Annotated in this window: 31 protein-coding genes and 2 rRNA genes; 17 read left to right on the top strand and 16 right to left on the bottom strand. The window is 31.6% G+C overall.

Annotated features, from left to right (window positions below; translation table 11 throughout):
• Window positions 1–34 precede the first annotated feature (34 nt).
• Both BS621_RS02845 and BS621_RS09405 read right to left on the bottom strand, forming a co-directional pair.
• Window positions 35–217: a hypothetical protein gene (locus BS621_RS02845; RefSeq protein WP_077141756.1), complete on the bottom strand. Its 183-nt coding sequence runs from the start codon at window positions 215–217 to the stop codon at window positions 35–37.
• A gap of 2 nt (window positions 218–219) precedes the next feature.
• A complete protein-coding gene (locus tag BS621_RS09405; protein WP_198025603.1) occupies window positions 220–360 on the bottom strand; it encodes a hypothetical protein in 141 nt (46 codons plus the stop codon).
• 378 nt (window positions 361–738) lie between these two features.
• Here BS621_RS09405 and BS621_RS02850 point away from each other — a divergent pair, with 378 nt between their 5' ends.
• A complete protein-coding gene (locus BS621_RS02850; protein WP_077141757.1) occupies window positions 739–936 on the top strand; it encodes a hypothetical protein in 198 nt (65 codons plus the stop codon).
• A gap of 29 nt (window positions 937–965) precedes the next feature.
• Window positions 966–1814, top strand: a complete 849-nt coding sequence (locus BS621_RS02855; protein WP_225866711.1) for a CPBP family intramembrane glutamic endopeptidase — start codon at window positions 966–968, stop codon at window positions 1812–1814.
• Window positions 1815–2070: 256 nt separating this feature from the next.
• On the opposite strand, the gene BS621_RS02865 is transcribed toward BS621_RS02855, so the two are convergent.
• Both BS621_RS02865 and arfB read right to left on the bottom strand, forming a co-directional pair.
• Entirely contained in the window at window positions 2071–2319 is a 249-nt protein-coding gene (locus tag BS621_RS02865) for a DUF1651 domain-containing protein (RefSeq protein WP_077141760.1), read from the bottom strand.
• A 72-nt stretch (window positions 2320–2391) separates the two neighbouring features.
• Window positions 2392–2820 carry an alternative ribosome rescue aminoacyl-tRNA hydrolase ArfB gene (arfB, locus tag BS621_RS02870; protein ID WP_077141761.1) on the bottom strand — a complete coding sequence of 143 codons (429 nt, stop codon included), beginning with the start codon at window positions 2818–2820 and terminating at the stop codon, window positions 2392–2394.
• A 204-nt stretch (window positions 2821–3024) separates the two neighbouring features.
• Here arfB and BS621_RS02875 point away from each other — a divergent pair, with 204 nt between their 5' ends.
• Together BS621_RS02875 and BS621_RS02880 are read left to right on the top strand one after the other, a co-directional pair.
• Entirely contained in the window at window positions 3025–3261 is a 237-nt protein-coding gene (locus BS621_RS02875) for a hypothetical protein (RefSeq protein ID WP_012007144.1), read from the top strand.
• 229 nt (window positions 3262–3490) lie between these two features.
• A complete protein-coding gene (locus BS621_RS02880) occupies window positions 3491–3835 on the top strand; it encodes a hypothetical protein (RefSeq protein WP_077141762.1) in 345 nt (114 codons plus the stop codon).
• A gap of 100 nt (window positions 3836–3935) precedes the next feature.
• On the opposite strand, the gene BS621_RS02885 is transcribed toward BS621_RS02880, so the two are convergent.
• The 3 genes from BS621_RS02885 to BS621_RS02895 all read right to left on the bottom strand — a co-directional run bounded on the left by BS621_RS02885 (window position 3936) and on the right by BS621_RS02895 (window position 5197).
• The gene (locus BS621_RS02885) at window positions 3936–4208 is read right to left on the bottom strand and encodes a small RNA NsiR4-regulated ssr1528 family protein (RefSeq protein ID WP_025891416.1); all 273 of its coding nucleotides are present in this window, start codon (window positions 4206–4208) and stop codon (window positions 3936–3938) included.
• Between the two features lie 67 nt (window positions 4209–4275).
• Window positions 4276–4725 (bottom strand): peroxiredoxin, encoded by a 450-nt coding sequence (locus BS621_RS02890; protein ID WP_025933129.1) that lies wholly within the window; start codon window positions 4723–4725, stop codon window positions 4276–4278.
• Window positions 4726–5026: 301 nt separating this feature from the next.
• Window positions 5027–5197, bottom strand: a complete 171-nt coding sequence (locus BS621_RS02895; RefSeq protein WP_225866713.1) for a hypothetical protein — start codon at window positions 5195–5197, stop codon at window positions 5027–5029.
• A gap of 476 nt (window positions 5198–5673) precedes the next feature.
• On the opposite strand from BS621_RS02895, the gene BS621_RS02900 reads away from it, so the two are divergent.
• Complete coding sequence (locus tag BS621_RS02900) at window positions 5674–5940, top strand: TatA/E family twin arginine-targeting protein translocase (protein ID WP_077141764.1); 267 nt, start codon at window positions 5674–5676, stop codon at window positions 5938–5940.
• A gap of 4 nt (window positions 5941–5944) precedes the next feature.
• Complete coding sequence (locus tag BS621_RS02905; protein WP_002806001.1) at window positions 5945–6337, top strand: hypothetical protein; 393 nt, start codon at window positions 5945–5947, stop codon at window positions 6335–6337.
• A gap of 11 nt (window positions 6338–6348) precedes the next feature.
• Here the strand turns inward: BS621_RS02905 and BS621_RS02910 are convergent, their stop codons facing one another.
• Window positions 6349–6666 carry a hypothetical protein gene (locus BS621_RS02910; protein WP_077141765.1) on the bottom strand — a complete coding sequence of 106 codons (318 nt, stop codon included), beginning with the start codon at window positions 6664–6666 and terminating at the stop codon, window positions 6349–6351.
• A gap of 124 nt (window positions 6667–6790) precedes the next feature.
• Between BS621_RS02910 and BS621_RS02915 the strand changes: the two genes are divergently transcribed.
• Window positions 6791–6970, top strand: a complete 180-nt coding sequence (locus tag BS621_RS02915) for a Nif11-like leader peptide family natural product precursor (RefSeq protein WP_077141766.1) — start codon at window positions 6791–6793, stop codon at window positions 6968–6970.
• Window position 6971: 1 nt separating this feature from the next.
• Here the strand turns inward: BS621_RS02915 and BS621_RS02920 are convergent, their stop codons facing one another.
• Window positions 6972–7457 (bottom strand): hypothetical protein, encoded by a 486-nt coding sequence (locus tag BS621_RS02920; protein WP_077141767.1) that lies wholly within the window; start codon window positions 7455–7457, stop codon window positions 6972–6974.
• A gap of 323 nt (window positions 7458–7780) precedes the next feature.
• Between BS621_RS02920 and BS621_RS02925 the strand changes: the two genes are divergently transcribed.
• Complete coding sequence (locus tag BS621_RS02925) at window positions 7781–9310, top strand: phytoene desaturase family protein (protein WP_077141768.1); 1530 nt, start codon at window positions 7781–7783, stop codon at window positions 9308–9310.
• Window positions 9311–9427: 117 nt separating this feature from the next.
• Window positions 9428–9631: a hypothetical protein gene (locus tag BS621_RS02930; protein WP_025922916.1), complete on the top strand. Its 204-nt coding sequence runs from the start codon at window positions 9428–9430 to the stop codon at window positions 9629–9631.
• Between the two features lie 11 nt (window positions 9632–9642).
• Here the strand turns inward: BS621_RS02930 and BS621_RS02935 are convergent, their stop codons facing one another.
• Complete coding sequence (locus BS621_RS02935) at window positions 9643–9933, bottom strand: TIGR03894 family protein (protein WP_077141769.1); 291 nt, start codon at window positions 9931–9933, stop codon at window positions 9643–9645.
• A gap of 90 nt (window positions 9934–10023) precedes the next feature.
• Window positions 10024–10281 (bottom strand): hypothetical protein, encoded by a 258-nt coding sequence (locus BS621_RS02940; protein ID WP_225866714.1) that lies wholly within the window; start codon window positions 10279–10281, stop codon window positions 10024–10026.
• A gap of 251 nt (window positions 10282–10532) precedes the next feature.
• Between BS621_RS02940 and BS621_RS02945 the strand changes: the two genes are divergently transcribed.
• Window positions 10533–10841 carry a hypothetical protein gene (locus BS621_RS02945; protein WP_025890437.1) on the top strand — a complete coding sequence of 103 codons (309 nt, stop codon included), beginning with the start codon at window positions 10533–10535 and terminating at the stop codon, window positions 10839–10841.
• 274 nt (window positions 10842–11115) lie between these two features.
• Here BS621_RS02945 and BS621_RS09410 read toward each other — a convergent pair whose 3' ends face one another.
• Entirely contained in the window at window positions 11116–11256 is a 141-nt protein-coding gene (locus BS621_RS09410) for a hypothetical protein (RefSeq protein WP_198025602.1), read from the bottom strand.
• A 155-nt stretch (window positions 11257–11411) separates the two neighbouring features.
• Between BS621_RS09410 and BS621_RS02950 the strand changes: the two genes are divergently transcribed.
• Window positions 11412–11921 carry an alternative oxidase gene (locus BS621_RS02950; RefSeq protein WP_025890435.1) on the top strand — a complete coding sequence of 170 codons (510 nt, stop codon included), beginning with the start codon at window positions 11412–11414 and terminating at the stop codon, window positions 11919–11921.
• Here BS621_RS02950 and BS621_RS02955 read toward each other — a convergent pair.
• A complete protein-coding gene (locus BS621_RS02955; protein ID WP_077141770.1) occupies window positions 11918–12352 on the bottom strand; it encodes an NADH-quinone oxidoreductase in 435 nt (144 codons plus the stop codon). The two genes, BS621_RS02950 and BS621_RS02955, sit on opposite strands and share 4 nt — an antisense overlap.
• A 365-nt stretch (window positions 12353–12717) precedes the next feature.
• Between BS621_RS02955 and BS621_RS09415 the strand changes: the two genes are divergently transcribed.
• Both BS621_RS09415 and BS621_RS02960 read left to right on the top strand, forming a co-directional pair.
• Window positions 12718–12855, top strand: coding sequence for a hypothetical protein (locus BS621_RS09415; RefSeq protein ID WP_198025601.1), 138 nt, complete (start codon window positions 12718–12720; stop codon window positions 12853–12855).
• 454 nt (window positions 12856–13309) lie between these two features.
• Window positions 13310–13558, top strand: coding sequence for a DUF3104 domain-containing protein (locus BS621_RS02960; protein WP_025922913.1), 249 nt, complete (start codon window positions 13310–13312; stop codon window positions 13556–13558).
• Between the two features lie 66 nt (window positions 13559–13624).
• Here the strand turns inward: BS621_RS02960 and BS621_RS02965 are convergent, their stop codons facing one another.
• Entirely contained in the window at window positions 13625–14515 is an 891-nt protein-coding gene (locus BS621_RS02965) for a GNAT family N-acetyltransferase (RefSeq protein ID WP_077141771.1), read from the bottom strand.
• Window positions 14516–14671: 156 nt separating this feature from the next.
• On the opposite strand from BS621_RS02965, the gene BS621_RS02970 reads away from it, so the two are divergent.
• From BS621_RS02970 to BS621_RS02985, 4 genes are all read left to right on the top strand, one after another.
• A complete protein-coding gene (locus BS621_RS02970) occupies window positions 14672–16063 on the top strand; it encodes an aldehyde dehydrogenase family protein (protein WP_077141772.1) in 1392 nt (463 codons plus the stop codon).
• A gap of 72 nt (window positions 16064–16135) precedes the next feature.
• The gene (locus BS621_RS02975) at window positions 16136–16894 is read left to right on the top strand and encodes a LysM peptidoglycan-binding domain-containing protein (protein WP_077141773.1); all 759 of its coding nucleotides are present in this window, start codon (window positions 16136–16138) and stop codon (window positions 16892–16894) included.
• A 79-nt stretch (window positions 16895–16973) separates the two neighbouring features.
• Window positions 16974–17183 (top strand): photosystem I reaction center subunit IV, encoded by a 210-nt coding sequence (locus BS621_RS02980; RefSeq protein WP_011817817.1) that lies wholly within the window; start codon window positions 16974–16976, stop codon window positions 17181–17183.
• Window positions 17184–17187: 4 nt separating this feature from the next.
• Window positions 17188–18066, top strand: coding sequence for a DNA-formamidopyrimidine glycosylase (locus BS621_RS02985; RefSeq protein ID WP_077141774.1), 879 nt, complete (start codon window positions 17188–17190; stop codon window positions 18064–18066).
• 43 nt (window positions 18067–18109) lie between these two features.
• Here the strand turns inward: BS621_RS02985 and rrf are convergent.
• Both rrf and BS621_RS02995 read right to left on the bottom strand, forming a co-directional pair.
• Window positions 18110–18226 (bottom strand): 5S ribosomal RNA (rrf, locus tag BS621_RS02990).
• Between the two features lie 64 nt (window positions 18227–18290).
• A 23S ribosomal RNA gene (locus BS621_RS02995) occupies window positions 18291–21166 on the bottom strand.
• Window positions 21167–21233: the final 67 nt, after the last annotated feature.

Here is a 21233-nt window from a genome sequence, read left to right on the forward strand (position 1 = left end):
GTTAAATTTAAAAATTAAAGTCTATAATCCTTAGCTATTCAGATTCATAGAGCAAAATAGATTCAATTATTCTTTTATCACTATCAGAAAGTTTATAATCTTCCAATTTCCACTCAACAAACTGTACACACTCATCAATAGAAGGATTCTTATCCCGGCACTTACGCCACTCTCTAATCCAATCTGCCAAGGCAAAAGTTATTTTTGTGGTAAGCATATTTACCAATTAGGGTAATTAAAATCTCTGCCAGTAGGTTCTTCATAAAATCCTCCATCCTTTATACCTTTATAATATTTTTCAATAATCTTTTCGCAAGAAGCTATTGAGGGAACTAAATGTCCTAAATATATTGGCTCCATCGTAATTGATATAATGATTTAAATTATTTATTATTCTATATAAGAATTTAATAAATAGATTATTAATATTCATTATGGATTTCATCAAAAAGAACAAGATCTTAACATTAATGGCTGTAATTGCAGTTTTATCATTTGTATTAGAAAAAGTAGGCATAATACACCCTTAAATTAATTAAGTTTATTTGATAAATACTTCCTAATGAAATAAGTAAACAGATACTATTACTGCAAAAATAAGAAATGGAGATAATAATGTAAAAATTAAAGTTGAAAGATCAATAAGCATAAATTTTAAATAAAACACAAATTTAATAAACATCACTTTTAAGCATTTGCAATAAGTAAAATTTAAATTATTACGATATAAAAAAACATTTGATTAAAGAGAGATATAAAAAAGAATATGAAGAGGGCTCAGACTTACTATGGCCTAGTGATAAAGAAGATAAAATAACTCGGCAATTTTATAAAGATTTATCTATTCTTTCAAATAACATAAACTATAGTAAAAAGAAAAAGCTAAAACTTTTTGAACAAGTAGTTAGAATAATAAAAGGCAAAGGCTGGGGTTAATTAATATTCAAATTAAAATGAAAAATGTAATGATACTAATTAGAAGTTTTTTTCTTTTAAGACCAAGATTTTTATCCACTATATTTTTTATTCCTATTCTTTATGGCATTGGCTTGGCTTTATCTCAGCCACTTTTATTGTTTAATTTTGAAAAAGAAAATTTATCCTTAATTGGTACTATTATTACTTTCTTACTTTTTATCCTTTTACTTCCACATTGGTTTTATATCAAACGAAACAAATCAAGTGCTTGGATAATTCTTGGGATAACAAAAGACAAATTCTTAAAAAACCTTGTCAATTTTTCTCAAGGTATTTTATTTGCTTTAGTTTTAATAATTCTAATTCTGGTACCACTATTGCAAAAAAATTATATTTCTTGGATAGGTGAATTCTCGCCAATAATATTGTTAAATTCTATTGTACTGGGATTAGGTGTTGGATTCGCAGAGGAAATAATTTTTAGAGGCTGGTTACAAGAAGAATTAAAATTTGAATATGGCACAAAAATATCAATAGCTTTGCAAGCTATAATTTTTAGCTTCGTTCATAATTTATCAAATGAGATCTTTTGGGACATCGCAGGATTACGTTTGGGATTTATTTTACTTGGGATATTTCTATCATTAGTAAAAATTAGAGATAAAGGTTCTTTATGGAATTGCATAGGAATTCATGGAGGACTTGTGGGCATTTGGTTTTTATTAAATAACGGATTAATAGAATTCAAAGAAAATACACCTTCTTTTTTAGCAGGGCCTTTTACACAAAATGTTCCGAACCCAATCGGAAGCTTTAGTGCAATTATAATATTACTTTTGTTATGTATTTTTTATACAGTAAAATCAAAAAGGATTTTTACTAGACGTTTTAATTAGATATAAATACGGATTGATTTTTGATTAGTAATTGTCAGAGTAAAATAAAGCTTAATATTCATATGAACTTTGAGGCAGGAATAAGGTTTATTGTGTTTTTAATAATTTTTGGTGTTACAAACTATCTAATGATGTTGAGAAGATATGAAAACGACATCAAAAAAAAGAAATATTTACAGCAGAAAAAAATTTCCAGGCTATACCCTAAAGGTTCATTTATTTTCTGAAATTAAAAAAGGTTTTTTGTAGAATTTCCTTACCATTTTTTATTAGTTTTTTGCCAACCTTCATTTAACAATTTTTGCCATAATAATCTTGCTTCTTCAATAATAATTTTTTTTCTAGTTTTCATTAATGGAGGATTTTCACCATGAATTCCCATAATAATTCCTTCTTCAATAAACATATAATCAATAGATTTATCAGAATTATCTCTATCTTTGTAAAAACGCATCACCCCTACAAAATTGGAGTCAATTAACCAGAAATCATTAGTTGTATTCAAAAATCCAAAATGAAATTAAATTAATAATATGCTTTCATTACAATTTGCGAGGGAAATATTTATTTAGTTTATTTAAATTTGATATGTTTTTTCTTTTTGTCTATTTTTTTTCAATTCTCCACGTTTTTTCTTAACCTCAACTCTTTTCTTTTGTGATGCTTTAGTGGGTTGCGTATATTTTCTTAATTTAAAAGGTTTATTTAAAGCATTTTTTATTATTGAACTAAATTTCATTAAAGCTAGCTGCCTATTTAATAATTGATTTCTGTGTTGTTGAACCGCTATACGTAAGCTATTATTCACTAATTTATTTTTCAAGTTTCCCTTAAGAATTTCTTTCTGATAATCATTTAATACTTTGGAATCTTCTAAATTAAAAATAATCTCTACTCTGCTTTCAATTTTATTTACATTTTGTCCTCCAGGACCTGAGGATCTAGAAAATCGCCACTTAATTTCGTTGGATGGGATTACTAATGTTTTAGTAATTTTTAAATCCATTTTTAGTTCTTTTTGATTTAGATCTTTAGAATCATCTCCTTAATACTTTAAAACATACCTTAAAATTCGATCGGTAAACACTGGGCGGTTAAGTTAGGTAAACCGAAATTCGGTGTATTTGCCGTAACAATATCTTCGGTATTTATCCTTTCATATTTCAAAGAATTATCAGATATTTAATTTGTACTAATTCAAAGGTCACTTATGTATTCAATGTTTGATCTTCTTTTTGAAACACCTTCATATCGCCCTGTATATGTTATTTCCGATAGTGAAATGAAGGAGTTAAAGAAAAACCAACATCAAGAAGAGCTTGATGAAATTACAACACAAAAAGTAAGACTTGAAGATGCTTTTAAAGCTCAACTAAAACATCTTGAAGAGAGAGAAAAAGAAGTAAAAAAAGAACTTAAAGTACTCTCAGCCTCAAAAGATAAATAATTTATTTTTAGAGAAATTACTTTTTTCAAAGACGGTTAAAAACCGTCTTTTTTAATTCTTATAGTTTTAAAAGATATATTAAATCCACAAATTTTAAAAATATTTTCCATAATTAGAAAATGAATAATAACAAAGAAAAAATAAGAATGTTCTTACCCTTTAGTTGGGTAATCTGTGCAGCAATATCTTTTGCTTATATAAATTTGCATTTAATAAATACCTAATATAAATGTCTTATCTCTCAAGAGACGAAATACTTGCATCTTCAAAAGGGTGGGTAGCATCTTTTTTAAATTTTCTTCCTGGTTTAGGATCGGGTTACTTATATCAAAGAAGATGGAAACCCTATTTTTTTACCCTCACTGCTAGTACTGCTTGGTTCGCTTTAGGTATTTTTTTACAAGGTGATTCAGAGCCTTCTCAAAATGAACAAATAATTGGAATTTCTGGTCTTTTTTTCATATCAATAGTTACAGTTATTGAAGCCAACTTGGCTTTCAAAAAAGCAAGAAATAAAACAAAAGCTGAAAAACAGAAAATAATATCCACTACCAAAAAAGCATGGTTTAAATAATTCAAAAAATTAGATCTAAAAAATATTTTATTAGTTCTAAGTTTTTTAATTTAAGTAAAAAATTCCCATATATAATTTTTAAGATAATTTAAAATTTTTTTTAGTTATAAAAAAATAAAATTTCCTTTTCTTTGAGACCTTCCCATCCCGAGTCTATTAATAATTGATTCAATGTTTCTTTATCAAAATGCTTAGAACCCGTTTTGACGCATCTATTTCTCATTGATTTTTTAACACCACTCCTTTGTCTTTTATTCTCCTCATCCATAATTCTATTGTATAGATCTAGCATTTTTTGAGGGATTGGAGTGCCGTCAAGATCCACTCCATTTTGAATAGCAAGATCAACAGCCTGCATTCCCATTTTCTCCATATATTAAAAAAAAGCTGAAACTATAATAAAACAAAACTTATTAATCTAAAATTCTTTGAATAATAATTTATTGATTTTGAATTTCCTTAAGTACTCTAATAGCCTCTTTAATGTGTTCAGGACCATTCAATAAATCTCTAAAAATATGCCTAACTGTTCCTTTGCGATCAATAACGTAAGTTACCCTACCATCCATGAAACCTAATACTTTAGGAACTTTAAAAGTTTTCCTTAGAGAGTCATTCGTATCACAAAGTAGTGGATATTGTAATTTATTTTTATTAGCAAATGCCAAATGACTTGAGGTACTTCCATTACTTACTCCCCAAACTTGTGCCCCTAATACTTTAAATAAGTCATATTTATCTCTAAATCCGCAAACTTCTATAGTGCAACCCGGCGTATCATCTTTGGGATAAAAAAACAAAACAAGGGGGGTTTTTAAACCCTTATTTGATCTTTTAACTCCATTTTGATCCAGTAAAGAAAATTCTGGAATTTTATCTCCAATCTGCACAATGATTCTTATAAAGTTCCATATTAGAGGTTAATATGTTTTTTTTGTGGCCTTAAAGTAAATAACTGATATTAAAGTCAGTTTTTTTGTTTTAAAAGATACTAAAAAATTATTGAAATAAACTAGGGTGAATTTATTAATTCAATAATTATGGAATTAATAATTTATATTTTTTTATTTCTAATTCTTTTTTTGGGAGTTATTTTTAACTTAAAAATAACTAATTTTAAAAAAATTAAAGAAATACGAAACAAAGCCAAAGATTATTCAAAAAAGAATAACTAATTAAGTATTGCTAAGATTAAAATTCAATTTTTTCATTTGGAGTAAATACTGAGCAATATTTTTTTACAAGGTCCTTTGGCTGAATAGTGGAAGGATTCGTTAATTTTAATTTTAGTTTTTCTATAGTCTCATTAGCATTAATCTCACCTAGTCGATATCTTGCACACGTATCCAATACTTTAAACATTTTTGTGGTAACGGCTTCAGCTGGATAAATTAGAAAAAAAAGGTAAAAAACAACAAATAAGTACTTCATTTTTTTTTTGATAGTAGATATATAGCAAATGGTTTCAATAGTTTAGAAAAAAATTAATTTAGAAAAGATTAAAATTTAATAGAATAATCTATTATGAATTGAATCTAGGATTTCTATAAAATAATAATAAAAGAAATTAAGATAAAATAAGTGTTAGTAATAAATAATCTCGGTGAAAATGAGAAAATTAATAGACAAACATATAACTCTTATAAATTGGTACCAAAAAAAATTCAAATTGAGTGATTATCAATTACTTTGGTTAGTTTTCTTTAAAGGAGTATTAATAACAATAATATTTTTCAAAATTTTTTAATATTAAAAAAAGCTTTTCCGAGAATGAAATTTTCACATGGTTTGACTATATTTAAGAGTAGATTTCCTTATTAGTTAAATAGTTATCAGTTATGAATATTTTTGGTGTAGGTTTGCCTGAAGTTACTGTAATACTTGTCTTAGCTCTTTTAATTTTTGGTCCAAAAAAGCTTCCAGAATTAGGGAAACAGCTTGGTAAAACTTTGAAAAGTCTTAAAAAAGCATCGAATGAATTTCAAAATGAAATCGACCAAGTTATGAACGAAGAAGATAAAGATGAATCTCCTAAATCTATAGAAAGCAATCAAACCAACGAAATTAATCAAGAAAAAATAGATTCAGAAAACAGCAAAAAATAATATCTTGGATAGGCCCATAACCCCCATAGACGAATTTGAAAGAGCATTAGATAAAGCAGCTCTTACTAAAGAAGAATATGAATTGATAGACTACATCCGCTATACAAGTGTTTTTACACAACCTAGTCTTATTAAAGATTTAAAAAGGCCATCAAAACCACCCCTTTTGTCAGTTCTATGTCAAATTTGCAGAAAAATTGGTTCGGAGATGCCAGATCATTTCAAAAAAGTAATTGAGTGGTCAATTGAAATAAGTGATCACAATACAAAATGGGATGCTCATTTAATTTGTGCAGAAGCATTAAATATAGACAAAATCCCATTAAGTCCTATTCATGGAACAACTTTATTTGATGTTCTTGTTGTACACAAAGAATTATTTCTAGGCTTTGATTAAATTAAATTAAATTAATCATCTACAGGCACAGAATCAGTATCTATAACTTCCGAATCATCATACTTATTTATTTTATTTTCAATCCAGTTATTTATATAACTAACTAAAGGCAATGAACCTCTAAAAATAAAAATAGAGGTAGGCAAAGCGCTTAATAATCCGACTACAGGACTTTTAAAAAGTAATCTTCCTGCTTTTATGTTAAATAAAATAATAAGCGCTGAGGGGACTATAACTTTAACTACTGTTTTGAGCGCCTCAAGCCAACCAACACGATATATCCACCATATTAAAATTATGCCAACTATATATAGGAATAAGTAAGTCATAAAAATAGTATAATGATTATCTATTTATCTTGTTCTTACTAAAAAAAGATTTTATAAATTTCTTTTACATCAATCAATCAAATTTAGTAATGAGTTTTTCTGAAAAAAAAAATTTTTAATCAAGATGCAATCTGATGAAGACTTAAAAAAGCAGGTTACAACATCCTCTACAGCGGATGATGTAGCCCTAATTGGTCAACGCTTAGGTTATGACTTTTCCGGAGATGATCTATTAAGATTTAATGGACAAAAAGTTGATAAAATTACCGTAAGAAAGGTAGATCATCCAGGAGAATATCACTAAATTAAGACTTAACCCATATTGCAAGCCCTCCGCCCCTTCCTCGAGCACATAACCAATTATCTTTAGTGCTAATTCCTACAAGAGAGAAAAAAGGCATTTTTTTTTCTTCTGGTTTTTTTAATTCCTTATTAAATACTGGAAAACTACTAATACTAATTTTCAATTTTTCAAAATAAAAAGCCAATAAAGGTCTAAGCCCTTTTAATTCTGCACTGCCTATAAAAGTAATATTTAATAATCCGAAATTAATTGAATTTTTTATTTCATAATTTATTTGATCCTCTTTATTTTTACTTTTTAATTCGAGTCTTGCCGACAATACTTGGAGAATAGAACTGGGTATATTTTTGATTTCATCTGAATCCTTTCCCCATACATACTTAAACTTCCATATTCCTAACAATTCCTCATATAAAATTCCGCTACCGTTTTTTTGAGAATTTTTTTCTAAAAGTTTTATCTCATTAATATTAGGAAATTGTTTCATAATAGATTTTAATCTAAGAATCAAATACTAAGATAACTCTATAAAAAATGTTCTTAGTTAAAAATATCTCCAAAAAGATTTCTTTATTTCAAAATATTTCCAAAAAAATAATTTTATGGCACACATAAGGAACAATATCTCGTTATTATATTTACATAAAGTAACTAAATCAATGGATTTTATTTCCAAAAGCCAAGGATACATCCCTCTAAAAGCAGTCCCTTACATATTTTTCTTAGCTGTTGTACTAAGCATTACAACTTCAACTAATACATTTGTCTAAAACTAATTAGTTTTTAGAGAAGAGTAAAGTAAAATATTTAATGGAAAAGTTCGATGTTGTAATAGTTGGTAGTGGAATAGGAGGATTATGTTGCGGTTCGATTCTCGCTTTATCAGGCAGAAAAGTACTTATATGTGAAGCTCATAGCCAGCCAGGAGGTGTTGCTCACAGTTTCAGAAGAAATGGTTACACTTTCGAATCAGGTCCTTCATTGTGGAGTGGAATAGGTAAATGGCCGACAACTAATCCCCTAGGGCAAATTCTTAAATTACTTGATGAAGAAGTTGAACTACTTAAATACAAAGGTTGGCAAGTAATTGTACCAGAAGGCAATTTTAATCTTGATGTAGGGGTAGAACCTTTTAAACATACTATTAAAACTTTAAGAGGTGAGAAATCTGTTAAAGAATGGGAATCATTTATTTCCGGAATAAAACCTCTTAGCCAAATAATAAATGAAATACCTTTACTCTCATTCTCTCCCGAATCAATAAATTTCTTAGATTTAATAAATTTAACCTCAAAATTTTTACCTAATATCAATCAAATACCAAAAATTAATAAAGGCTTTGGGAATTTAGTAAATAATCATCTAGAGGATCCTTTTCTCAGGAATTGGGTTGATTTATTGAGCTTTTTGATAAGCGGCATGTCAATGCATGATACAAATACAGCTGCGATGGCTACTTTATTTAACGAATGGTTTGAACCAAATTCATACCTTGAATATCCAAAAGGAGGTAGTGAATCTATCGTAAAAGCTTTAATTAATGGATTTAAAAAAAATGGAGGAGAATTAATTCTTTCTTCGAGAGTAAAGACAATTAACTTCAATAAAAATTTAGCCACAGGTATAACTCTGAATAATGGTTCTAGTTATAGTTGTGAATTTGTTGTCACGAATACTGATGTTTGGAATTTAAAAAAGTTGATTCCAAATGAAATTTCAAAAAAATGGAATACAAAAGTTTTGAACCCTAATAAATGTGATTCTTTCCTTCATATACATCTAGGTTTTGATGCTGATGGTCTTGAAAATTTGCCAATACATGCAATACATGTTGATGAGTGGGAAAAAGGTATAACCGCAGAAAGAAATATAGTCGTATTTTCAATCCCATCTGTTTTAGATAAAAATATGGCCCCTGAAGGAAAACATGTTCTTCATGGATATACTCCCGCAAATGAACCTTGGGAAATTTGGGAAAACCTAAATCCAAAGGAATTAGAATATAGAAATTTGAAAGAAGAAAGATGTTCAATATTTCTTAATGCAGTGCGAAAATTCATCCCTGATATAGATGAAAGGATTGATTTAAAGATGCTAGGAACCCCAATCACTCATAAAAAATTCACCAATACCTATTGCGGTAGTTACGGCCCTGCATTATCTGCAGCAAAAGGTCTTTTCCCAGGCTGCAAAACTCCAGTAAAAAATTTATTTACTTGCGGCGCAAGTACATTTCCAGGTATTGGAATTCCTGCTGTTTCAGCAAGTGGCGCTTACGCAGCTGAAAAAATTATTGGTAAAAAAGAGTTTAAAACTCTTCTTAAGAAAATAAATTTATGAATCAAGTTATTTTTTATAACTCTACAAATACTTAGTTAAGAAATAAGAATAAAGAAAGCAAAAACGTTCAATAATGATAATCTTTATCTGAACATAAACTTAACTTATAGCTCTTATATGTTTTTCTTATCAATTCCTCAAGCCTGGCATTTAGTTGGCACTTGGTCAGAACAACTTCCAAACGAGTCAAATCTTATAGGAATGGGCCAAACAGAATTAATGATGACTTTGCATTCAATATTCGTTCCTCTCTTACTTGTAATTTCATATTACCTATTCAATAGACTTAACAAAAACGAATCAAAGAAAATTAAAGGATGATCTTTTAAAGTTTATTTAGCTGAACTTCTTCTAACTACTTTTCTGCCTGTAGAAGTATCAACTCCGCTTGAATCTTTAGTTTGTGAATTAGATTCAACATTATCAGCATCACTTTTATCCATTTCTGCGCAAACACCTACTACCATGGCAGCTTGCATTTGATCTGGTAAATCTCCAATAGTTAATAAGGCCTTTAAAACTAATTGAAGTCGAGTTTGACGATCTATTTCAGGTCTTAGTTTTTTTACAGTATTCCAAAGTTCTTGGGTAACTTCTTTTAAAAGTTCTCGATCAACAGCCAAATTAAAACCTTCTTGTATTTCTACTAATCTAACAAAAAATTGGATCTCGTAAAATAATATTCTATAAAAAGATTGTTAGTTAATATTTTTCTATCCGAATACGAGTTGCATTTGTTGGTGCAATGCATTCTTCTCTTGCAAAAGTTTATCTTTTTCAGTCTTTTTTAAAGTAAAAGTCCTATAAAATTTTTTTTGAATCTTTATTGGAGTATTTTCAAACTTTACATTTTTGCTTATTAGAGAATTCCACTCTTTTGAATTAAAAGGGGCATAAGGAGAAGATGAAATCACTTTCATGTCTTGACAATACATCTGTACTAATAGTAGTACAGATTTACTATTATGCAACAACTGAGTCGACTTTTCTTAAATTTTAAAATGCCTTTGAGAATGGATTGATTTTTTTTATCTAATTTGTGGGAATTATAAGTTTGATAAATGAATAAAAGTATCATAAGTAACTTATTGATCTCTTTTTTTAGTGTCTTAAGACTTTTATTGCTTAAAAACCTCTTAGAATAGTGAATTTGTTGAAATTAACATTGACAAGATATATTTAATAATCCTTCCTATAAAAAGAATAATGAATTGATCGCAAAATGCTTCTTAGTAATTCAAAAAGACTAAAAATCCAAGGAATAATTAAAAGAATTGCTCAAGATAAATCAATTACATTAGAAGAAAGAATATATGTCGAGAAATTTGCACACCATAACTCTACAATTTCTCTTTGGCTTAAAAAAGCTAACAGTTTCAGAAGGAATGGTACGAAAAATGATGGGGGGATTGATAACCTCTTACAATCATTTGGGATAGATGGACTAGATAAAGAAAATCATTTCAACCCTAATGAAGATGATATATCGGATTGGTTTGGCGGTGCTCCTGGTTGGCTAAGGAGAAGCTAGATCCATTAATTATTCAATTTACCCAGGCTATATTACACAAATATAAACTCATAAAAGATATAAATACCCAAAAAACCCATGGTATAAATTTAATCGGAACTAAATATTTTTTTGAAAAGGTTTTCATATTTATTTTTCTTTTAGATTATTTCTTCCTTACAGTTTTTGAAAATAGGTTTAATTGCTCTATTTATAAATTAAACAATATTCGAAACCTCAAAGATATTAAATTACTTTAAAGTAGATAAACTTTATTAGCCTTAATCTTCACAATCTAAGCAACTTTATTTTCAATGTTCTTTGAAAAATTTACTATTTTTGCCTCATGATGGTCTGAATCATTCCAAAATTTTATAAGTCTTTCTAATTCATCAATCCTTTTTTTGGCATTTGCAATTTTTTCAGTAGTTGTCATATAAAATTTTTATCTATCCAATTAATGCATGAAAAAAAAATATTTCAATGGAAGTAACAATTTTTAGACTATAAATATTAATTTTTGGTTAATTACTTCAATACATCATAGTCCTCGAGTGGTTGAGTAATTATACTTAAAGAAAAGCTAAATCTATGAAGAAATTAAATTCTTTGATTTTGAATAGCACAGTTAACTTTTTAGACTTCATATACTCTGGTAGATCTTTACAAAGGTTTTGGGTTTTAGAAGTTATAGCTAGATCACCTTATTTTGCATTTCTTTCAGTTCTTCATTTTAAAGAATCTCTAGGAATTAAAAATGAGAAAACAATGATTTTAATGAAAGAACATTTTTATCAAGCTATTAACGAAACTGAGCATCTTAAAGAAATGGAGAAAAGAGGAGGAGATAGGTTCTGGATTGATAGATTTTTTGCGAGACACCTTGTTCTTGTGTATTACTGGATTATGGTTTTTTATTATTTCCTCTCTCCAGCTAATGCTTATGATGTCAACATAAAAATCGAAGAACATGCATTTGAAACTTATTCCAAATATTTAATAGATAATCCAAATGATCAAAAAATAAAAGAAATTGCTCAAGATGAATTAAATCATGTCCAAGAACTTAACGAAGCTTTATCAATGCTTACAACAGTTTAGATTATTGCTGAGAAATCTATTAGCAATATTGAGAGTATCACCGAAGAAGAAATTAATCCTAGGCTGATCATTAATGAGACGTAACCTTTTTTTCTAGGCAATTTATAAAAAGATATTCCAATAATTAATATCATTATTAATGAGAAAAAAATTATAATTTTTTCATTTACTAAATTGAGATGTATAACTAAATTTTTTTCTTCAAAAAATTTAAGAAATTCAGATAAAACTAATTCCTCTTCTATTTTCTTAAAATAGTCAAATAAGCTTATAAAAGCAGAACTTAATAAAGATAATGCAACAAGTGCACTAACTGGTTTTGTTAACCTGTTAAGTGTTCTGTTAAAACTTGCCAATAAAATAAGAATAAAAAAAGAGGTTACTAAAGGTATTAAAGGTATAAGAGTTGTTGAATTTATGAAATTTCCCACGGAAAAAATATGTATCTAACTTAAAATTTTATATTATTTCGATGCGTTATTTTATTAAATAAAATTTTTTAAAATCTAAAATGTAATTAGTACCTATTGCATTCTGTGTAAATTGATACCAAAATTAAATTAGTATTGAAGAATAAAATGTTAGCCATTTCTGAAATTATTATTGCAAGTGCTATCTTCCTAGGAGTTGTATATTGGGAAGTCAAATTCCTATATACCAAAACTACTGTAGCGAAATAAATTCACTCAAAACAGGAAAATTAAAAGTGTAGAAAATTTAAATAAAATTTAAGAATTTAAGTTGACAAAAAAAGCTCTAAATATGAGAGAATAAACACAAATATTTAACCCCTCTAATGAGCGAAGTCCAAAATCCTAATACTAACTCAACTCAGCAGCAGCAGCAGCAGCAGCAGCAATCCTATTCAGACAGCAAAATTAACTCTGCTGAGTGCGAGAGACTTTATCTTGAGATGAAAGAAGCTTGGCTTTAAATTTAATTCGTGTTTGAAATAATATTTCTATAATTTTCTTTATTTTGAAGTAATCAATACTTTTTTATTTTCTATACCCTTTAAATTTTGTTTAACCACAAGATTAATTTGTTGAGAAAACTTAAGCAGTTAGAGAAAATTAACGGAAGGCTCGCAATGGGAGGGTTAATATATTTAGTTTTTACAAAACTAGTTTCCAACCGTGCCGACATATTAGACCAGCTTAAATCTTATTTAATTTAAGAAATGAATTAGAAGTATTTATTATCCAGGAATATTTCGTTCTATATAAGCGTCAGTTAGAGCTAAAATTAACCCCAATAATGTTGAAAATATAGCAATTTCAGTTGATTCCATTTTATTTTTGAATTACCCCTAGTTTGCTAAATAATTCAAAGTTCAGCAACAAAACTAATAACTTGCTATAGTACGTATATACTATTAATCATTTATTGTGAGCTCAGCAACTCCTGAGTTTCTTTTCGTTAGGCCTGGTGATTATGTCGCAATTAAAAAAGAAAATTGCGAAGATACTAAGGAAAAGAATGAAAATTATTGGGTCGGTCAAGTTATCGACTGTATTGGAGGAGCTAGAAATCCAAATTCATGGACCTTGTTTCAAGTTGCCAATATTGACAATGGAGAGATCACTATAATCAACGCTGATATTGTAGAAAAAATTTTGAAACCTTCTGGAAGTTAATCTTAATCAAACAAACTTCTTTCAGTATTACAGAAACAAAAGGGGAAATGAACGTTTTAAAGGAAATCATCCCAGTTCCAAGCAGGCAAGTCCATATACTTGATTCATAGGGCAGGGAGGTTGAATACCTTTATACATTCTGTAAGTTTTTGATATTTCCTCAAATCCCAAACTTGATAAAAGATAATTTGCATAAGGGTTCAGATTAGAGCAATCCAATAAGATTTGAGTATCTAAATCACCAACTAACTCCCTTATTAATAATTCAGCAAGTGGTGGAGTATCCGCTAAAAGTGGGCCAATTCTCCAGCCTTGCTCATTATCCTCCAATACACAAGGTCTTATCCTGCCAAATCCATGGCACATCCCATTATTATCGACAATTGCACTGACATTACCATGAGAATTTTTCAACCAGTCATTTAGAAAATGTGGTCTGGGACTAGGTTCTCTTTGATCATCATAAATTAAGACTGCTTCAGAAGAAATTTTATTACCCGGGACAACTTTAAAAGAATGAAATTGATCTTTATAGAAATTTCTCAATGGCAAATCTTGAGAACCATTTAATTTCCATCGATTTGTAATGGAAGATTTTCTAAACCCCCACTTTGCGTAATCATTTAATCTATCTGGGGCAGCCTCAAGACCAATACAATCAACATTTTTCAAATATTCGAGGGCATGTTTCCATAATCTCACTCCATATCCATTATTCCGGAATTCTTTTTTAACGATAAATAAACCTATAAAACTATAAGAGGAATTATATTTTATACACGCAATAGAGCCTATAGGATTATTGTTTAGACAAGCTACCCATACCCCTTGTTTATCTGTATTTCTATAAATTGATAAATCATCCATTCCAGGAGAAAATCCTTCTAACCTTGCCCAGTTTGTGACTTCTGGTATTTCATTTATAGATATCAATCTAATTGAAAAATTTTCCCTCATAGAAATATACTAACCAAGAAAAATTTGAATTTTTAATAGCAATATTAATAAATTTGATTATTTCTCATAAACCATTCACTTTGATTGAACTGCCTAAAAACCTGAGTTATTTACAATTTATCCTCTGATATATTTAATACTATTCAAAGGTAAAAAATGAAAATTTCTGATAAATTTCATTTAGAAGACATCTATAAATTAAAAAATACAGTTCTCACTGGCAAAACTGAAGATATAAAATGGCGGATCCATCATATCAATATAGTTTCTAAACTTTTGGATGAAAATATAAAAGAGATAATTAAATCACTTTTTGTTGATCTCGGCAAATCTGAAATTGAAGGGCTTTCAGAAATTCTTTTAGTGAAACAAGAAATTTCACTCATAAAAAAGAAACTCAATTCTTGGATGCGACCAAAAAAGATTGATACACCTTTTTATCTTTTTCCATCATCCTCACAAGTTATTTATGAACCTCTTGGGTGTGTCTTAATTCTTGGTCCTTATAATTATCCATTACTTTATGTTTTAAAGCCATTGGTAAATATTTTCTCAGCAGGAAATACTGCAGTTATAAAACCATCAGAGAAATGTCCTGCGACCTCAAAACTTATTAAAAAGCTTACTTCCAAATATTTCCGTAAAGATGTCCTAATGACAGTAGAGGGTGATAATAAACAATCCATAAAATTAATTGAACAAAATTTTGACCACATTTTTTTTACAGGAAGTACTGAAACTGGAAAATCTATAATGAAATTAGCTTCAAAAAACTTAACTCCATTAACTCTTGAGTTAAGCGGAACAAACCCTGTAATTGTCTTCAAAAATGCAAATTTAGAAGTGGCTGCAAAAAGAATTGTTTGGGGCAAATTTTTTAATTCTGGTCAATCCTGTATGGCTCCGAATCATATCTTTGTAGATAAAGAAATTGAAAATATTTTTATAGAAAAATTAAAGAAATACATAGTAAGTTTTTACGGAGATAATCCAATTATTTCCGCAAATTTATCAAAATTAGAAAAAAAGCAATTTTCATCAACTGTAGAAATTCTCAAACAATATAAAAAAGAAAAAAGAATTTTATTTGGGGGGACTGTTTGTAAAAAAAAGTTGAAAATATCTCCTACAATCTTAAGAACTAAACTAAATGAAACAGATATTTTGCAGAAAGAATTATTCAGTTCATTGCTTCCAGTAATTGGGATCAATGATAAGGAATCAGCTTTAAAACAGATTAGTCAAACATCAAAACCCTTAGCAATCTACTTATTTGGAGGCAATAAAAAAATCCATAAGCATATTTCAAAAGTAACCAGCTCAGGAACAATTTGTATAAATGATGTTATGTTACCAGTCCTTATTCCAAATTTACCGTTTGGAGGTGTTGGGCAAAGTGGTATTGGCAAATTTCATGGTGAAGAAGGGTTTCGCAATTTTTCAAATCAAAAATCTATTACTTCTAAAGGTTTTTTATTTGATTCAAATCTGCGGTATCCTCCCTATGAAAGAGTAAAGAAATTTTTAAAGTTTATTTTTCAGGTTTAAATTACTTAAATTGTTTTCAAAAAGCTAGCGATTTTAAATTTAAAGATTATCTTTAAATAAATAGTGAGTTTTATGAAATTTGCATTTTTAGTAATTGCCATATTTATTAATTTTTTTAATCACTCATTGATAAAATCAGAAGAAATATTTTCAGCAAATAATAAAATTGAGAATTTTGCTAGAAAAGAATCAATTACTGAAGAAAAAACTGAAATAAAAAAAATTCATATTGTAAAAAGTGGAGATACATTATCGAGTATTTCAAAACTCTATTCGACAAATAAAGATTTAATTATTAAATTGAATAAATTAAAAGATGAAAATTATATCTTTGTTGGCCAAAATCTTATTATTTCCGAATCTACTGAAAATAATACAAAAAAATCTGATTTAATTAAAAATTATCATATTGTTCAAACTGGTGAAAATCTTACTGACATATCGAACAAATATAATTTAAAAGTAATCGAACTGATAGAGATTAATAATATCAATAATGCTGATTCAATAAAAATTGGTCAAAAGCTCACAATAAGAAAAAAGAACACAATTAATTCAGAAAATCATGAAACAACTGAAAATAAAAAAAATAATGATTTAATTGAGTTAGATAAAAAAATTTATGGTCCTATAATTATCCAAAGTAAAACATCTAAAGATATTAAAGGTAGAAAAGTTTTAAACGTTCTAAATCAAGAAAATAAAAAACTGATTATTTCAATCAATTGTGATAAAAATGAATTAGATGTAAGAATACCTGGCAGGAAATGGATGGGAAGTAAGCCTGCTAAAGAAGAATTCGAAAATAATTTAATAAATGATTTTTGTTAAAACTTTAATTAATATGTGTGAATAATTTGTCTAAGAATATTAATGATGAGTTATTCTACAAAAAGTTAAATTAACAGTAATGGCAATTTCAAGAGGAGATCTCGTAAGAGTAAAAAGACCAGAATCATATTGGTATAATGAAATCGGTAAAGTTGCTTCAGTTGATACCTCAGGCATTAAATATAACTGTGTAGTCAGATTCGATAAAGTAAATTACGCTGGTATAAGCGGAACTGATGGTGGAGCAAATACAAATAATTTCGCTGAAAGTGAATTAGAGAAAGCTTAAATAATTGCCTGAATTACCAGAAGTAGAGACAGTTCGCAGAGGTTTAGAGCAAAAACTTAATAACTTTATTATTAAAAAAGTAGAAGTCTGTAGGGATTCAACTGTTGCATTCCCAATAAACAAAGATGAATTCATTAAAGGACTTCTGAACTCACTTATTTATAAATGGGATAGAAGAGGAAAATATTTAATAGCTCAATTGAAAGAAGTTCAAAATGAGAATGCCCAATTTCATCTAGATAATTCAAAAAATAACGGATTTCTTGTAGTTCATCTAAGAATGACTGGATATTTTAAATTTATTGAAAACTCAAGTCATCCTTGTAAACATACAAGAATTAGATTTTTCGATAAAAATAATAATGAGCTTAGGTACATTGACGTAAGAAGTTTTGGCCAAATGTGGTGGATTAATAAAGACCTATCACTTAAAAAAATAATAAAAGGATTAGGTTCATTAGGACCAGAACCATTTTCTAAAGACTTTGATGCGAATTACCTTAAGAAAGTTATTTCAAAAAGAACAAAATCTATAAAAGCTATTTTATTAGATCAAACAATAGTGGCAGGAATAGGTAATATTTATGCTGATGAAAGTTTATACTCTGCTGGCATCTCCCCTTTTAGGGAAGCTCGAACAATAAAAAAGAATGAGTTAATAAAGCTCAAGGAATCAATTGTAACTGTATTAAAAAAAAGTATAGGTTCTGGGGGTACTACATTTAGTGATTTTAGGGACTTGGAAGGAGAAAATGGGAATTTTGGTTTACAGACAAATGTCTATAGAAGAACTGGGAAAGAATGTCGTAAATGCGGAAATTTAATTGAGAGACAAAAAATTACTGGAAGAAGTACCCATTGGTGTCCAAAATGCCAAAAATAAAAAAGGGCTTACTCATCAAGAGTAAACCCTTTTAAATATTTTTACCTGGCATTGAGCTATTTTCTCAAGGGGCTACCCCCTAAATATTTTCGCCGCTGATGCGTTTCACAACCGAGTTCGAGATGGATCGGAGTGGTTCCACATCGCCATGAACACCAGGATAGGTGGAACCTTGAGAACTGCATAGAAAATTATATAAATTAAAAACAATAAATTAAGTTTATTTGGTCAAGCCCTCGGTCTATTAGTACTCCTCCGCTGCACTTGTTACCAAGCTTCCACGTAGAGCCTATCAACGGGTGTTCTTCCCGTGACCTTACTGGCTTAAGCCATGGCAATACTCATCTTGAGGTGGGCTTCCCACTTAGATGCTTTCAGCGGTTATCCACTCCGCACATGGCTACCCAGCGTTTACCGTTGGCACGATAACTGGCACACCAGAGGTGCGTTCCTCCCGGTCCTCTCGTACTAGGGAGAAATCCTCTCAATATTCCTGCGCATACACCGGATATGGACCGAACTGTCTCACGACGTTCTGAACCCAGCTCGCGTACCGCTTTAATGGGCGAACAGCCCAACCCTTGGGACCGACTTCAGCCCCAGGTTGCGATGAGCCGACATCGAGGTGCCAAACCTCCCCGTCGATGTGAACTCTTGGGGGAGATCAGCCTGTTATCCCTAGAGTAACTTTTATCCGTTGAGCGACGGCCCTTCCACGCAGAACCGTCGGATCACTAAAACCGACTTTCGTCCCTGTTCGACTTGTAGGTCTCACAGTCAAGCTCCCTTCTGCTTTTGCACTCAACGACTGATTTCCAACCAGCCTGAGGGAACCTTTGTGCGCCTCCGTTACCTTTTAGGAGGCGACCGCCCCAGTCAAACTGCCCATCAGATACTGTCCGCTTCCCGGATAACGGGTAAGCGTTAGAACCCTAGCTCTAAAAGAGTGGTATCTCACCGATGACTCAATAGTACCCACAAGCACTATTTCAACGTCTCCCACCTATTCTGCGCATTCAGAGCCCGAGCACAATATCAAACTACAGTAAAGCTTCATAGGGTCTTTCTGTCCGGGTGTATGTAGTCCGCATCTTCACAGACAATTCTATTTCGCCGAGCCTCTCTCCGAGACAGCGCGCAAATCGTTACACCTTTCGTGCGGGTCGGAACTTACCCGACAAGGAATTTCGCTACCTTAGGACCGTTATAGTTACGGCCGCCGTTCACCGGGGCTTCAGTCGCCAGCTTCACTAAAAGCTAACCAGCTTCCTTAACCTTCCGGCACTGGGCAGGTGTCAGCCCCCATACATCGTCTTGCGACTTGGCGGAGACCTGTGTTTTTGGTAAACAGTCGCTTGCGCCTCTTCACTGCGACCAGCTCTCGCTGGCACCCCTTCTCCCGAAGTTACGGGGCCATTTTGCCGAGTTCCTTAGAGAGAGTTATCTCGCGCCCCTCGGTATTCTCTACCACCCCACCTGTGTCGGTTTCGGGTACTGGCATTTGTGTCTTAACGAGTATAGGGCTTTTCTTGGAAGCATGACATCACCAACTTCGCTGCCGTAGCAGCTCGTACTCACGCCTTAGCTCAAGATGTTTTCTCCATCTCTCAAAGCCTCGAACGCTTGAACCAGTAACCAACATCTGGCCTGGTTAGCCTTCTCCGTCCCCCTTCTCAAAACACATCTGGTACAGGAATATTGACCTGTTATCCATCGACTACGCCTTTCGGCCTCGCCTTAGGTCCAGACTAACCCTCCGCGGACGAGCCTGCCGGAGGAACCCTTAGGGTTTCGGGGCATGGGATTCTCACCCATGTTTTCGCTACTCAAGCCGACATTCTCACTTCTATGCTGTCCACGTCCGCTTACGCTAACGCTTCACCCTACATAGAACGCTCCCCTACCATAAATAAATTTATCCGCAGCTTCGGTATAACGCTTAGCCCCGTTCATTTTCGGCGCAGGATCGCTCGACCAGTGAGCTATTACGCACTCCTTTGAGGATGGCTGCTTCTAGGCAAACCTCCTGGTTGTCTGGGCAATCCCACCTCCTTTATCACTTAGCGTTAATTTTGGGACCTTAGCTGGCGGTCTGGGCTGTTTCCCTCTTGACTATGGAGCTTATCCCCCACAGTCTGACTGCCTAGTTACACACAGGGTATTCAGAGTTCATATCGATTTGGTACCGCTTTCGCAGCCCGCACCGAAATGGTTGCTTTACCCCCCTGCTGGAGCACTAGACGCTACGCCTCAACGTATTTCGGGGAGAACCAGCTAGCTCCTGGTTCGATTGGCATTTCACCCCTAACCACAGCTCATCCGCTGAATTTTCAACTTCAGTCGGTTCGGACCTCCACTTGGTATCACCCAAGCTTCATCCTGGCCATGGTTAGATCACCAGGGTTCGGGTCTATAAACACTGACAAACGCCCTATTAAGACTCGCTTTCGCTGTGGCTCCACCATTTCCGGTTTAACCCGCCAGTGCCTATAAGTCGCCGGCTCATTCTTCAACAGGCACACGGTCACCCGATTAGTCGGGCTCCCATTGCTTGTAAGCTCACGGTTTCATGTTCTATTTCACTCCCCTCCCGGGGTTCTTTTCACCTTTCCCTCGCGGTACTGTTTCACTATCGGTCACACAGTAGTACTTAGCCTTACGAGGTGGTCCTCGCAGATTCACACGGAATTCCACGTGCTCCGTGCTACTCGGGATACAGCTAGGTCAACTTATCTTTCGATTACGGGGCTTTCACCCTCTGTGGCACGCCATTCAAACGTTTCTTCTAGACTTGTTGATCCATATTGCTGTCCCACAACCCCGATAGTCAAGACTATCGGTTTGGGCTGTTCCCCGTTCGCTCGCCGCTACTGAGGGAGTCGTTATTTACTTTCTCTTCCTCCAGCTACTAAGATGTTTCAGTTCGCTGGGTTAGCTCGCACCAACCTATATATTCAGTTGGCCGTACATGGGGTTGCCCCATTCGGAAATTCCCGGATCAAAGTGTGCTTCCAACTCCCCGAGACTTATCGCAGGTAACCACGTCCTTCATCGCCTCTGTGTGCCTAGGTATCCTCCGTGAGCCCTTTGTAGCTTGACCAATAACTTCAAATATTGAAGCATCAGCTTAATAGAATTGTTATTAATGCATTTGCACAAATAATAAA

The sequence above is a fragment of the Prochlorococcus sp. RS04 genome, assembly GCF_001989455.1.
Classification (GTDB): Bacteria; Cyanobacteriota; Cyanobacteriia; order PCC-6307; family Cyanobiaceae; genus Prochlorococcus_A.

Excerpts from the sequence above, each read along its gene's own strand:
- BS621_RS02845 (WP_077141756.1), bottom strand. The coding sequence starts at position 217 with ATGCTTACCACAAAAATAACTTTTGCCTTGGCAGATTGGATTAGAGAG.
- BS621_RS09405 (WP_198025603.1), bottom strand. The coding sequence starts at position 360 with ATGGAGCCAATATATTTAGGACATTTAGTTCCCTCAATAGCTTCTTGC.
- BS621_RS02855 (WP_225866711.1), top strand. The coding sequence starts at position 966 with ATGATACTAATTAGAAGTTTTTTTCTTTTAAGACCAAGATTTTTATCC.
- arfB (WP_077141761.1), bottom strand. The coding sequence starts at position 2,820 with ATGGATTTAAAAATTACTAAAACATTAGTAATCCCATCCAACGAAATT.
- BS621_RS02875 (WP_012007144.1), top strand. The coding sequence starts at position 3,025 with ATGTATTCAATGTTTGATCTTCTTTTTGAAACACCTTCATATCGCCCT.
- BS621_RS02880 (WP_077141762.1), top strand. The coding sequence starts at position 3,491 with ATGTCTTATCTCTCAAGAGACGAAATACTTGCATCTTCAAAAGGGTGG.
- BS621_RS02885 (WP_025891416.1), bottom strand. The coding sequence starts at position 4,208 with ATGGAGAAAATGGGAATGCAGGCTGTTGATCTTGCTATTCAAAATGGA.
- BS621_RS02895 (WP_225866713.1), bottom strand. The coding sequence starts at position 5,197 with ATGTTTAAAGTATTGGATACGTGTGCAAGATATCGACTAGGTGAGATT.
- BS621_RS02900 (WP_077141764.1), top strand. The coding sequence starts at position 5,674 with ATGAATATTTTTGGTGTAGGTTTGCCTGAAGTTACTGTAATACTTGTC.
- BS621_RS02910 (WP_077141765.1), bottom strand. The coding sequence starts at position 6,666 with ATGACTTACTTATTCCTATATATAGTTGGCATAATTTTAATATGGTGG.
- BS621_RS02915 (WP_077141766.1), top strand. The coding sequence starts at position 6,791 with ATGCAATCTGATGAAGACTTAAAAAAGCAGGTTACAACATCCTCTACA.
- BS621_RS02920 (WP_077141767.1), bottom strand. The coding sequence starts at position 7,457 with ATGAAACAATTTCCTAATATTAATGAGATAAAACTTTTAGAAAAAAAT.
- BS621_RS02925 (WP_077141768.1), top strand. The coding sequence starts at position 7,781 with ATGGAAAAGTTCGATGTTGTAATAGTTGGTAGTGGAATAGGAGGATTA.
- BS621_RS02930 (WP_025922916.1), top strand. The coding sequence starts at position 9,428 with ATGTTTTTCTTATCAATTCCTCAAGCCTGGCATTTAGTTGGCACTTGG.
- BS621_RS02945 (WP_025890437.1), top strand. The coding sequence starts at position 10,533 with ATGCTTCTTAGTAATTCAAAAAGACTAAAAATCCAAGGAATAATTAAA.
- BS621_RS09410 (WP_198025602.1), bottom strand. The coding sequence starts at position 11,256 with ATGACAACTACTGAAAAAATTGCAAATGCCAAAAAAAGGATTGATGAA.
- BS621_RS02950 (WP_025890435.1), top strand. The coding sequence starts at position 11,412 with ATGAAGAAATTAAATTCTTTGATTTTGAATAGCACAGTTAACTTTTTA.
- BS621_RS09415 (WP_198025601.1), top strand. The coding sequence starts at position 12,718 with ATGAGCGAAGTCCAAAATCCTAATACTAACTCAACTCAGCAGCAGCAG.
- BS621_RS02965 (WP_077141771.1), bottom strand. The coding sequence starts at position 14,515 with ATGAGGGAAAATTTTTCAATTAGATTGATATCTATAAATGAAATACCA.
- BS621_RS02970 (WP_077141772.1), top strand. The coding sequence starts at position 14,672 with ATGAAAATTTCTGATAAATTTCATTTAGAAGACATCTATAAATTAAAA.
- BS621_RS02975 (WP_077141773.1), top strand. The coding sequence starts at position 16,136 with ATGAAATTTGCATTTTTAGTAATTGCCATATTTATTAATTTTTTTAAT.
- BS621_RS02980 (WP_011817817.1), top strand. The coding sequence starts at position 16,974 with ATGGCAATTTCAAGAGGAGATCTCGTAAGAGTAAAAAGACCAGAATCA.